Here is a 12,642-nt window from a genome sequence, read left to right as displayed (position 1 = left end):
AACTATTGACCCTCAACTATTGAGCAGCCCATGCTACTGTATATTCTGCGTCGAATTGCTATTCTAATTCCCGTCTATCTTGGCCTAACACTGTCGACCTTTACCCTAATTCGTCTCGTACCTGGAGATGCCGTCGAGATTATGATGGGTGAGCGTATGGTCGATCCAGAGCTACATGCCCGTGCACTAGAAAGACTTGGATTAGACAAACCACTCATCGTCCAATATTGGGATTACTTAACCGGTATCTTGACCGGTGATTTTGGACAATCCTTTCGTACACGTACCCCAGTGTTACAAGACTTCTTTGCCCATTTTGTACCAACCTTAGAGCTGGCTGTATGCGCCATTGTCATTGCCAGTGTCATTGGTGTTAGCTTAGGTATCTTTGCTGCGCTGCGACGTGGTACTTGGATTGATTACACCTTAATGTCAGGAGCGCTGGCAGGATACTCTATGCCCATATATCTATTAGGTCCTATCCTAACCGGTATATTCGCCCACTATTTAGGCCTGTTACCAGTCGCTGGGGTGATATCTGTCGCGCAGTTTTTAGATGTTAAGCCCTTATATGGCTCGTGGTTATTGGGTTCTCTGACGTCAGGAGAACCTGGCGCATTTTGGGATGTGGTAAAGCACTTTATCTTACCTTCTATTGCTTTATCGACTATTCCATTAGCGATGATCGCGCGGATGACACGCTCTGCAATGCTAGAGGTGTTAGATGAGGACTATGTGCGTACAGCACGAGCCAAAGGCTTATCGCCACGCCGAGTGATAATGATACACGTTATGCGCAATGCTTTGATTACAGTAGTCACTGTCGTTGGTTTGCAGATGGCGACCTTGCTTGCTGGCGCTATTATCACTGAGACTATCTTTAGTTGGCCGGGCGTTGGTAATTGGCTACTCGATGGCTTTTTTACTCGTGATTATCCTATTGTACAAAACGGTATCTTACTGGTAGCCACAGCCTTGATTTTGGTTAGTTTATTTATCGATATTTTGTATGGTCTTATCAATCCGCGTATTCGACATACTTCTTAATTTAACATTGATAAATAATTATATTACAAATAGTGACGACTAGCGCTTGCATGGTTTAGAGCAATTTTTAGCAAATTCTTAGTAATTTTTTAGGAATAAGACTCTAAACACTGTCGAAGCGCTAGCCACTACAGGAATTGCTCATGAAGCCTTCTGTTCTCCCCTCTGATATCAATCTGGCAGCCACGCCACCCTCGTCTTGGCAGCTATTTTTATCGACGTTCTGCCGAAATAAAGGCGCCGTACTTGGTTTTATTGTACTGGCATTGATGGTCATTATTGCCATACTTGCGCCCGCTATTGCGCCTCATGACCCTTATGAATTATTCACCGGCCAAGAGCAATTGCCACCAGCGTTTCTGAGTGGTGGCGATACGATGTTTTGGCTCGGTACTGACGATGCAGGTCGAGATACATTGTCTCGGGTAATGTATGGCGCGCGTTACTCATTGTTTATTGGTTTAAGTGCCACTACCCTTGCTATGTTGGTCGGTGTTTCATTAGGACTTAGCGCCGCGTTTTGGCCAAAGGTTTGGGGCAAAGCGGTGATGCTGGTCAATGATATTTTAATGTCCTACCCTAGCTTGCTGTTGGCTATCATTATTGCGGCTATCTTAGGCCCTTCTATGACCAATACTATTATTACAATCGCCTTGGTATGCACACCACCTTTTATTCGTCTGACACGTGCTACCGCGATGGTAGAGCTACAACGTGAGTATTTTGTTGCCTCACAAGTGATGGGTGCTGGCGTATTCCACTTATTGTTCGTAACCATTTTACCCAACTGTATGGCCCCGCTCATCGTACAAGCGACGATGATTTTCTCTTCTGCCATTTTAGAAGCAGGCGCGATTGGTTTCCTAGGCTTTGGTGTACAACCACCAGATGCTGAATGGGGTGCGATGTTAGGTACAGCGCGTCAATATATTCAAAGTAATGTTTGGCTAGCCATTTGGCCGGGTGTCGCTATTTTCTTAGCTGCATTATCAATTAACCTAACTGGTGATGGCCTACGCGATGCTCTAGATCCTAAATTGAAGCAGGTAACCTAATGACTGAAATTTTAAATAATGCTTCTGTAGTAAATTCAGCAGGTTCTTCGACAGAAAATACCCCATTACTACTGGATATCAAAAATCTCTCGGTAACCTTTGGTGAAGGGGCGCGTGCTTTTCGCGCAGTAGATGATGTGTCGTTAACGATTAGGCAAAGCGAAGTTGTGGCAGTCGTCGGTGAATCTGGTTCAGGAAAGTCCGTCACTATGATGGCCTTAATGGGACTGTTGCCGCCTTCTGCGACAGTTCGTGCTAAGCGAGTGATGTTTGATAATAAAGACATGCTGAGTATGCGAGCCAAAGAAAAACGCGGCATTATTGGTAAAGATATCTCGATGATTTTTCAAAATGCGATGTCTTGTCTAAATCCAAGCTTTACGGTTGAGATGCAATTGGGTGAAGTACTGCGCAAACATCTTGGCTTACGGGGTTCAGCGGTCCAGACACGTATCTTAGAGCTGCTTGAATTGGTTGAGATGCCTGACGCCAGAAACCGTCTCAAAGTCTATCCGCATCAGCTATCAGGCGGTATGAGCCAGCGGGTCATGATTGCGATGGCGATTGCTTGCGAGCCAAAACTACTTATCGCTGATGAACCAACCACCGCTCTTGATGTCACGGTGCAAGCGCAAATCATGGACTTGCTCAGCCGACTACAACGTGAAAAACAAATGGCAATGGTGCTTATCACCCATGATTTAGGTTTAGTCGCGCAAAACTCACGCGATGTCGTCGTCATGTATGCCGGACAAGTGGTTGAAACCAGTACCGTGCCGGAGATTTTTCAAAATCCTGCTCACCCTTATACCGAGGCATTGCTACAAGCAATCCCCGAGCTAGCTATCGATCAAGATAGACTCAATAGCTTGCCGGGTGTCGTACCCAGTCAATATGATCGCCCAAGCGGTTGCTTATTGTCTCCGCGTTGTCCGTATAAAGAGCCAGCTTGTGAAGTACCACCGCCCATTTTAGAGACGCCTAATGGCAGCGTGCGCTGTATTCACTCAGACCTGTCAAATTTACCTTCTCTCACTTCTATCGCTAACACTGCTACTGTGGAGTCCCAATTATGAGTAATAAAGTGGTCTTAAAAGCAGTGAATCTACACAAGCATTACCCAGTATCGCAAGGTTTGGGCAAACCTAAAGCTTATGTTAAGGCCTTAAACGGTATCTCGTTTGAGCTTGAAGCTGGCAAGACGCTTGCGGTCGTTGGTGAGTCAGGCTGCGGTAAATCGACCCTCGCCCGCCAGCTAACGCTCATTGAACAGCCTACTGACGGTGAGTTATTTATCAATGATGAAGCGACGACTGGCTACAGCCGAAAAGCATTAAAAGATTTGCGTACCGAGATTCAGATGGTATTCCAAAACCCTTATGGCAGTTTAAACCCCCGCCATACTATTGGTTATCAATTGACTGAACCGTTAGATATTCATACCAAGCTATCAAAGGAAGAGAAGCGCAGCAAAATTAATGAGATGATGAGACATGTTGGTCTGCGTCCCGAACACGCTGGCCGTTATCCGCATATGTTTTCAGGTGGACAGCGTCAACGGATTGCCCTCGCCCGCGCTATGATGCTCAATCCAAAAATAGTCGTCGCCGATGAGCCTACCTCCGCGCTCGATGTCTCGATTCAAGCGCAAGTTTTGAATTTATTCATGGACTTGCAAGACGAATACCATACCGCTTACGTCTTTATCTCGCACAACCTATCAGTGGTACGCCATGTCGCTGATGATGTAATGGTAATGTACTTAGGTCAGGCGGTCGAGCATGGACCTAAAGAGGCTATTTATAATGCTCCAAAACATCCTTACACCATTGCTTTATTAGCAGCGGCACCGACTGTAACTGGCCATAAAAATGACTTAACCTTACATGGTGAGCTTCCAAGTCCGCTTAACCCACCAAGTGGCTGTGCACTGCATAAACGCTGTCCTTATGCCAAGCCTAAATGTAGTGAAATAGAGCCGGAGCTACGAGAATGGGAAGGTCGATTGGTCTCTTGTTTACGGTTGGAAGAGATTTATGGGTAAAGTAGCTATCGGTTAGTCCCAGTTAATCAACATTCACCACACCGCGACATTTAGGAAACTGACTACAACCATAAAACGCCTGCCCTTCGCGCGCTCCTTTTTTTGCCACGCACTTGACCATCTCACCGTTGCATTTTGGACAGGTTGGCGTTTGGATCACATTAGTTGTATGGTTTGCCACTTGAACTGTCACAGGGTCATTTATTGTTGGGTCAGACTCGACAAGCTCAAATGGGGTGATAAATACGAAATCATCATTATTTAGCTGAGTGCTAGACGGCACATTGCTAGAGAGCACAATCGATGTCTCATCTTGTTCAACTTCCGTTTGACCAGACCATCGGAACACCTCTCTGCTTTTCAAAGTTGATGTTTTCGCAGTGTCTTTTATGATTGGTTTAGGCGCAGACTTAATAACTGGTTTGATAACTGACTTGCTATTCGGATTGCCACTAGATTGCTTATTTGAGTTGCCATGCTTGTCTTTTAAATACGCTTTATGCTGACTGTTAGTTTTCCAAGATTTGCTAAATCGATTGTTTTCAATCTGCTTAACGATAGATTCAACCTCTGTTTCGCTTAATATCTCATCTTGCTTCTTCTTCACATAAGACACCATACCACCTGTTAATACGTGCTCAGGTAACTCATCACGGGTTTTCAGCTCGCACTCACCGATGAAAGCAATCATCGAATGAAAGTAGCTCAGCTCCAAGCCTAATAAGTCTGCAAGCGTCTTAATGTGCAAGTAGTTTTGGCGCAATGGGTTCTGGAATTTGAATTTACTGCCATTCGGGAAAGCTTGTGTCCATTGTCTTTGCTTTTCGCTACCATATATCCAGCCTTTATAATTCTTGGTTTCGATGACAAAGATACCGTATACAGAGACGATAATATGGTCGATTTGAGTGCTGCCGCCATTGGCTAATGGCAAGGTGATATTGTTTAAGCGGTGATAGACCTCTTTATCAAGCTTTAGCCACATAGCTACATTGATGACGGTTTCACCTAGGAAGCCTTTAAAGGTGGACTTTAGGGACATAGCTTTTCTTTTTAATACGTGGATAGAAGTCGTAGGAGGTATATATGCGATGAATAGAGCAAATATAAAAAATGTATGTTTAATTTTTGCAGCGCAAACTGAATTATTCGTCGCTTAGAAATTAGGTATATTTTGGAATACATTCCTTTATATTATTATAAAAGCTATCATAAATCTCTTCAAAATATTTTTGTCTTTGTTCAAGTTTGTCTAGATTTTTTTCATTAGCGTTCATTTCGTGAAGTCGCTGAGCGACACATAAATCCAATCCTGCTTGTAGAAAAGCCTTACATTCACCTTTAAGTTCAGAAAAATATAGTATTGTTAATATCTCAATTTTTCCACCTTCTCTAGAAAAATTACTAAGATCGAAGCTTTTACTATCTTTACCTTGAAAACGCTTAGCTTCGTTCTCTTTTACAAGCGTAGCAAAATCTGCAAGCTTAAAAACTAGCTCCTCAAACTTATCTCTAAGAAAAGCTCGCCGCTCTTTTTTTCGGTCAAAATATTGAGTAATGAAAATACCGCACAAGCCTAAGAATCCAATAATAAAGGCTGCTATCACTCCTTCACTTAGACCTATTTGATGTAACCATGTTGTATGTGTTGTTAGTTTTATATCTTCCATTTATTTCATCCGAATTTCAGCATCATAAAATCAGAAACTGCAACTCCTATCTAATTATATTATAGAAAATAGATGCGATGGTTTTTACTATATTCTAACACCAAAATAAAGTCTAGCCACATTAAGAAGCTAAATGATGATCCATATTTTATTGGAGTTATTTTGTTAGTATATAGTTATTTAAAATAACTACTAAAACCCATCACGTAAAAAAAGAGCCACCAGATTTCTCTCGTAGCTCTTTTTTTGATTACTAACTAAGTCAGGTTTATTACACCAAACTATTTACCGCATCAACGACAGCTTCAGTAGTAATACCAAACTCTTTATACAAGTCGCTTGCAGGTGCTGATTCGCCATAAGTGGTCATGCCGATGACTTTGCCATCAAGGCCAACGAACTTATACCAGTAGTCTACATGAGCCGCTTCGACAGCGACGCGGGCGCGGATATTGGTAGGCAATACCGCTTCACGGTAGCTGGCGTCTTGCTCCATAAAGATTTCAGCACATGGCATAGAGACCACACGGAAGCCAACGCCATTTTCGCTAAGCGTCTCGTACGCTTCCATCGCTAAGCCAACTTCTGAACCCGTTGCAATGATGATGGCTTTTAGCTCGCCTTGTTCCTTCGCTAGCACATAGCCGCCTTTAGTGATATTAGCGACTTGCTCACTGTCACGTGCTTGATGCGGTAAGCTTTGACGGCTAAAGATAAGTGCAGATGGATTGTTTTCTGACTTAATCGCTTCTACCCAAGCCGTAGCAGATTCGGTCGCATCACAAGGACGCCATGTACGTAGATTTGGCGTGGTGCGTAGGCTAGTCAGTTGCTCAACTGGCTGATGCGTTGGGCCATCTTCACCCAGACCAATAGAGTCATGCGTATAAACATGGATGATACGTTGCTTCATCAATGCGCCCATACGCACAGCGTTACGCGCGTATTCCATGAACATCAGGAAGGTCGCCACGTAAGGGATAAAGCCACCGTGTAGCGCGATACCATTGGCAATCGCGGTCATACCGAACTCGCGCACGCCATAGTAAATATAGTTGCCATCAGCGTCAGTTTCGATGCCTTTAGCACCTTTAAATAGTGTGAGGTTTGAGCCAGCTAGATCCGCTGAACCGCCCAACAATTCTGGTAATAATGGCTGCAAGGTATTAATCGCATTTTGACTGGCTTTACGACTGGCAACATCACCGCCCTGCTCTTGGGTTTGTTGGATATAGTCTTGCGCTTGCTTGTCAAAGTCCGCTGGCAACTCACCATTTAAGCGGCGTAGTAGCTCGCTTGCCAATTCTGGATAAGCCTTTTTATAAGCTTCAAAGTCCGCATCCCAGTTCTTTTGTTGCACATCGCCTTTGGCTTTGGCATCCCACGCTTCATAAATTTCATCATCTAATTCAAACGGTGCATGCTTCCAAGATAACGCATCACGAGTCAAGGCGATTTCATCATCACCAAGTGGTGCACCATGGCTGGCTGCTAAGCCTTGCTTGTTCGGACTACCAGCGCCGATAGTGGTTTTGCAGATGATTAAGCTTGGTTTAGTGGTCTCAGCAATCGCTTTCTCAGTTGCTTGAGTGATAGCATCGGTATCATGACCATCAACCTTGATAACTTGCCAGCCATACGCTTCAAAGCGCGCTTGCGTATCATCAGTGAACCAGCCTTCAACATTACCATCGATTGATATGCCATTGTCATCATAGAAGAATACTAACTTGCCAAGCGATAACGTGCCAGCCAGTGAACAAACTTCATGGCTGATACCTTCCATCAAGCAGCCATCACCCAAGAACGCATAAGTATGGTGGTCAACGATGTTATGTCCGTCACGATTAAACTGTGCCGCTAGCGTCTTCTCAGCGATAGCAAAACCAACCGCATTCGCGATGCCCTGACCTAGTGGACCAGTCGTGGTTTCAATACCTGGTGTATAACCAAGCTCAGGATGACCTGGGGTCTTTGAATGTAGCTGACGGAAGCCTTTTAGGTCATCGATGCTGACATCATAGCCTGATAAATGTAGTAACGAGTAAATAAGCATTGAGCCATGGCCGTTCGATAACACAAAGCGGTCACGGTTGTGCCATTGCGGATCGGCAGGATTATGTTTTAAAAATTTGCGCCACAGAACTTCAGCAATATCAGCCATGCCCATCGGCGCGCCTGGATGTCCAGAGTTGGCTTTTTGAACCGCATCAAATGAGAGCACACGGATGGCATTGGCTAATTTACGTTCGTTAATTGGGGTGGGCATAGAGTGTCCTAATATTCGAATGAGAAGTATGGAAGATAAGAGGAAAATCGATTGAACAGTAAAATAAAAGCGCGATAAACGCTCTTAAAAATAAGGTGATTAATTAAGGGGCAATATTAACATATTTGCCATGAGCCAAGCCAAAAACGGCCTCATAAAATCGTTTGTATTTAACAATGACTTATATCGGTTTTGTTAAATAACAATTAATAATAGGCAAAAGTAATAAATAGCGAGTTAGCATTATAACTCGCTATTTATATAGACAAAATATTTATTAAACTGAAATTGTCTCAGCACCGCCCATAAATGGACGCAACACTTCTGGAATCGTGATACTACCATCCGCATTTTGATGATTTTCCATGACAGCCAATAAAGTACGACCAACTGCCAAGCCTGAACCATTTAGCGTATGCGCAAGACTTGTCTGTTTACCGTCTTTGACCCGTGTGCCCATACGGCGTGCTTGGAAATCACCACAGTTAGAACAACTTGAGATTTCACGATAGGTCTCTTGGCTTGGTAACCATACTTCAATGTCATAAGTTTTTTGCGCGGCAAAGCCCATATCGCCCGTACATAATTTGACCGTGCGATATGGTAGATTCAACTGCTGCAAAATATATTCAGCTTGTCCAGTCATTGCTTCAAGCAATTCATCTGACTGCTCAGCTGAGGCAATATTGACCATCTCAACTTTTTCAAACTGATGCTGACGGATGAGACCACGAGTATCACGACCGTGTGAGCCGGCTTCACTACGGAAACATGGCGTATGCGCGGTAAACTTTAACGGCAGCTCTTTGATATCTAAGCGCTCGCCGCGTACCAAATTGGTCATCGGTACTTCCGCCGTCGGAATGAGATAAAAATCCATATCATCATTATTCGTATGATTGGTGAGTTTAAACAAATCATCTTCAAACTTCGGCAGTTGACCCGTGCCTTTTAAGCTTTCTGAATTGACGATATAAGGAACATACGTTTCAGTATAACCGTACTTAATCGTATGAGTATTCAGCATAAACTGAATTAAGGCACGGTGCATTTGTGCCAACTGTCCTCTAAGCACGTTGAAGCGGCTACCAGTTAGTTTGGTTGCTGCTTCAAAGTCGAGCATACCGAGTGTCTCACCTATATGAGTATGGTCTTGAATCTCAAAGTCAAACTCGCGCGGCGTGCCCCATTTGCGCACTTCGACGTTATCATCTTCTGACGTACCCACTGGCACATCTGCTGCTGGAATATTGGGAATCTGCAAAGCCGCTTGGGTGATGCGCTCTTGTAAGGTGCGCAGCTCGTCTTCGGCCGTTTTAATCTCACCGCTGACACTTTGCATCTCAGCCAATAGCTCACTGGCATCTTCGCCCGATTTTTTTAGCGCGCCCACTTGCTTAGCACCAGCGTTACGGCGCGATTGCAACTCTTCGGTTTTGACTTGTAGCGATTTACGCTCATTTTCAATGGTTTGCCAGAACTCCATATCAAGCGTATAGCCACGGGTGGCCAGCTGTTGCTGTAAGTCGCTTAAATCGCCGCGTAAGAGTTTCGGATCAATCATAATAGTTGCCTGTAACGCTGAGAGTGAGTAGAAGGTTTAAAAAAATTTTTAATATAATAAGTGGCCAGCTTAGATTTATAACAGAGCTTTATGCCTAGTTATGACATAGTTATAGTCTTGCTGTGACGCCATGCTTTTTATGACAAAATATTGTAGCCGCTATAATACCAAGACCTAGTAGATTTGACCATGTTTAGACCATTTTTTAACTAGGTTTTCAGGATTTTCTACCTCTAATTTATAGCAACTACTTTTAGCTTAACGATATCCTTCAGCGCTCAATAATGTATGTCTTTTTGAATTAATATATGCCTTTTTGAATTTTTAACCCTAAAGTTATACTAATTCCAAAATTTTGAGTGGCAAAGATAACGAGGGCAAATACTACATGTAACGGATTAAGCAAGTTTGGCACAGCTAGTCGCATTTTTTGGAACCGATATTAGCTTTCATAACTGATATTAACTCTAATAAGCGTCGTATATCTCTATTAATGTCATTAATATGGCATCTATAAGGGCACAGATATCCTTATATGTTTCATTTAAGAGCACTTTTCGGTAAGATAAGCGCATACATTTATTACACTTCCAGCCAACTACGGCGTAGCTGCTTACGTTTGGCGTTTTTAAACCCAACACTTTTAATATAAGTATTTGAGAAACCTTTATGGCCCTGTACCCCTACACGCTACAACCTGTCGCCTTAAATTTAACCGAGGCTGAATTCCATCAAGCACAGTATGAGCTATTCGCCAGCGCTAGCCCCTCTTTCGGTTTAAAAAGCATCAAAATGAAAGAATGGATTATTATGGCAGTGGTCGTAATACTAGCAATTGTAGGGTTAGTCTTCGTAACAGGTTACTCGACGATTATTTTTTGGCTAATGCTGGTTGCGGTAGTGATTTATTTACTGGTTCGTACCCTTGGCTTTAAATGGTATGTCAAAAGAGAATTTGAAAAACAAGTTGCTGATCAAGAGATGCCAGACGAGATGCGTCAGATGAAGTTGGGTGTGCAAAAACATGGTTTAGTCATGGCAATGCCAACCAATCAGCCTGATTTGATGAACAATAATAAGATGCGTGGCATGCAAATGCGGGCTGGTACTACTCAACAAGCGGTTATTCCATGGACTGCGGTCAAAAGCTGGGATGAGACTGATGACTATATCTTTATGATGTTTGAAATGAAAGGTCAGCAAGGCAGTCAAATTGTACCTAAACGTTTGCAAGCGCAAAAATTCCCGATTGATACGGTACGTCAGCACCTGAAAGAAGTAGTTCCTGTAAAAGGTTTAAACCCTGAGAGCATTCAACCACCTTCATGATAGTATTTAGGTCTCTTTATCTGTTTTACTTTAAATGATAAAGAGACTTGCTTAATAGTAAAGAGATTTTCTTTAGAGTTTTACAAAACCAATCATAGCATTATATTTATTAAATTTAACTAATCCATTATGGTTTGCTATTATAATAGGCATCAAAAGTTAAAGCATCGTAGTTATTAGTGCTACCAGTCTTTTTCAGAATCCAGTCTCTTTCGTAATATCGTCGTTATATGTTCAGACTTTGGTACGATAAAGAAGGTAATCATAAGTAACGCGACTTGCTATACTCTTATTTTATAAAATCAACACTCACATTATAAGGATAATATTATGAGTAATACTGATAATAGTACTAACCAGATTGGTCTAGAAAAAGCTGAAATGAGTCAAGTAATTGATAAATTAAATGGTCTATTATCTAGCTATCATACTTTCTATATTAACGTCCGTGGTTACCACTGGAATGTTAAAGGCGAGCATTTCTTCTCATTACATCCTAAGTTTGAGGAGTTATACACTGCTCTACAATTACAGATTGATGAGATCGCTGAACGTATTCTAACCTTAGGTGGTACACCATTACATGCTTATAGCGATTTTTCACAGCACACTAGCATCAAAGAAGACAAGAACGTTAAAGACGGTAACACCTGTGTAAAAGGTGTGGTGACTGGTCTGCAAACGCTTATCGAAGAGCAGCGTCAAGTTTCAGCACTAGCAGCAGAAAGCGATGACCAAGGTTCAGCCGACCTAGTTGATGCTTATGTACAAGAGCAAGAAAAACTAGTTTGGATGTATAACGCATTCTTAGGTTAATGATTAACTAGACTCTGCTAGTCATTACATCTAATCGTAAATAAAAAAAGCACCTATTATTAGGTGCTTTTTTATTACTCAGATATCGTTAACTAATACTATAAAAACAGATGGTTACTGTTGAATCCATTGGCGCATTTTCTCACGTTCAGCAGGCGTTGCATTAAGCCAAATTTGCATAAAACTATCAAGGGTATTTGCAGACTGAGTGCTAGAGTTTACCGTACCAGTGTTTACCTTAGGCTGGGTTATTGCAGTTTGCTGCCCAGTAGTTGAAGTCGGCTGCTCTAATGCAGCAATAGCGCGCTGGTTCTGTAGTTCGGCATCACTGCTACCACCAAACACACCGCCTAGAGCTTTACCTATACCTGATAGCAAGCCACCTTGATTTCCACCGATGCTTTGCTGACTGGCGATAACCCTATTGTCCTGTTGTACTGCTAGCGTTGGACGTTCAGCATATTCTTTGGCAGCTTTATACTCTTCTGGTTGATTAGGCATAGTCAAACGATAGGTTTGATTTTCTGCCAGTTCCGCCGTTACGCTCACATTGCCTGAACGCAAATAGTCATGCTCATCACGAGGCAAATCATATAGACGGTCATATTTAGCAGTAATGGCATGTTGACCAGGCTGCAAAGTAAACGTTTTAGTTAAAGGCTGAAAGGCACTTTGTTTGACTTCCTGCCCATTAATAGCGGTTACTTTAATATGGTCATCGACGAGCAAAGTAACGGCTGCATGTGAAAGCATAGACACTGAACCTGCGCCAATTAAGAGCGTGCTAATTGTCAGTTTTTTAAGCAAAGAGGCAGAGATTTTCATAAGATATCCTATCCATGATAAAA

11 protein-coding genes are annotated in these 12,642 nt (G+C 42.7%); 6 read left to right on the top strand and 5 right to left on the bottom strand.

All coding sequences use genetic code 11. The features are described from left to right. Window positions 1-30: 30 nt before the first annotated feature. The 4 genes from ACTQ9S_RS07725 to ACTQ9S_RS07710 all read left to right on the top strand — a co-directional run bounded on the left by ACTQ9S_RS07725 (window position 31) and on the right by ACTQ9S_RS07710 (window position 4,146). Window positions 31-1,047, top strand: a complete 1,017-nt coding sequence (locus ACTQ9S_RS07725; RefSeq protein ID WP_068036776.1) for an ABC transporter permease — start codon at window positions 31-33, stop codon at window positions 1,045-1,047. 143 nt (window positions 1,048-1,190) lie between these two features. Then, window positions 1,191-2,102 (top strand): ABC transporter permease, encoded by a 912-nt coding sequence (locus ACTQ9S_RS07720; RefSeq protein ID WP_440454610.1) that lies wholly within the window; start codon window positions 1,191-1,193, stop codon window positions 2,100-2,102. After that, the gene (locus ACTQ9S_RS07715; protein WP_440454609.1) at window positions 2,102-3,178 is read left to right on the top strand and encodes an ABC transporter ATP-binding protein; all 1,077 of its coding nucleotides are present in this window, start codon (window positions 2,102-2,104) and stop codon (window positions 3,176-3,178) included. Before ACTQ9S_RS07720 ends, ACTQ9S_RS07715 begins: the two co-directional genes overlap by 1 nt. Continuing rightward, window positions 3,175-4,146: a peptide ABC transporter ATP-binding protein gene (locus ACTQ9S_RS07710; RefSeq protein ID WP_290187713.1), complete on the top strand. Its 972-nt coding sequence runs from the start codon at window positions 3,175-3,177 to the stop codon at window positions 4,144-4,146. The genes ACTQ9S_RS07715 and ACTQ9S_RS07710 overlap by 4 nt, the downstream gene beginning before the upstream one ends. Before the next feature lie 22 nt (window positions 4,147-4,168). Here ACTQ9S_RS07710 and ACTQ9S_RS07705 read toward each other — a convergent pair whose 3' ends face one another. From ACTQ9S_RS07705 to serS, 4 genes are all read right to left on the bottom strand, one after another. Beyond that, window positions 4,169-5,188 (bottom strand): NERD domain-containing protein, encoded by a 1,020-nt coding sequence (locus tag ACTQ9S_RS07705; protein WP_440454608.1) that lies wholly within the window; start codon window positions 5,186-5,188, stop codon window positions 4,169-4,171. A 121-nt stretch (window positions 5,189-5,309) separates the two neighbouring features. After that, window positions 5,310-5,816: a hypothetical protein gene (locus ACTQ9S_RS07700; protein ID WP_440454607.1), complete on the bottom strand. Its 507-nt coding sequence runs from the start codon at window positions 5,814-5,816 to the stop codon at window positions 5,310-5,312. A gap of 271 nt (window positions 5,817-6,087) precedes the next feature. Next, entirely contained in the window at window positions 6,088-8,085 is a 1,998-nt protein-coding gene (gene tkt, locus ACTQ9S_RS07695; protein ID WP_440454606.1) for a transketolase, read from the bottom strand. Between the two features lie 277 nt (window positions 8,086-8,362). Beyond that, window positions 8,363-9,649 (bottom strand): serine--tRNA ligase, encoded by a 1,287-nt coding sequence (serS, locus tag ACTQ9S_RS07690; protein WP_440454605.1) that lies wholly within the window; start codon window positions 9,647-9,649, stop codon window positions 8,363-8,365. A gap of 669 nt (window positions 9,650-10,318) precedes the next feature. Between serS and ACTQ9S_RS07685 the strand changes: the two genes are divergently transcribed. After that, window positions 10,319-10,978, top strand: coding sequence for a YcxB family protein (locus ACTQ9S_RS07685; RefSeq protein WP_068036786.1), 660 nt, complete (start codon window positions 10,319-10,321; stop codon window positions 10,976-10,978). A 330-nt stretch (window positions 10,979-11,308) separates the two neighbouring features. Further along, a complete protein-coding gene (locus ACTQ9S_RS07680) occupies window positions 11,309-11,794 on the top strand; it encodes a Dps family protein (protein ID WP_068036789.1) in 486 nt (161 codons plus the stop codon). A gap of 114 nt (window positions 11,795-11,908) precedes the next feature. On the opposite strand, the gene ACTQ9S_RS07675 is transcribed toward ACTQ9S_RS07680, so the two are convergent. Next, on the bottom strand, window positions 11,909-12,619 hold the full coding sequence (locus ACTQ9S_RS07675) for a DUF2057 family protein (RefSeq protein ID WP_440454604.1): 711 nt from the start codon (window positions 12,617-12,619) through the stop codon (window positions 11,909-11,911). Between the last annotated feature and the right edge of the window lie 23 nt (window positions 12,620-12,642).

The organism is Psychrobacter sp. ASPA161_9 (assembly GCF_051970275.1).
GTDB lineage: Bacteria > Pseudomonadota > Gammaproteobacteria > Pseudomonadales > Moraxellaceae > Psychrobacter.
The sequence above is the reverse complement of the archived record's forward strand: the minus strand, read 5'-3'. Positions and strand labels throughout refer to the sequence as shown.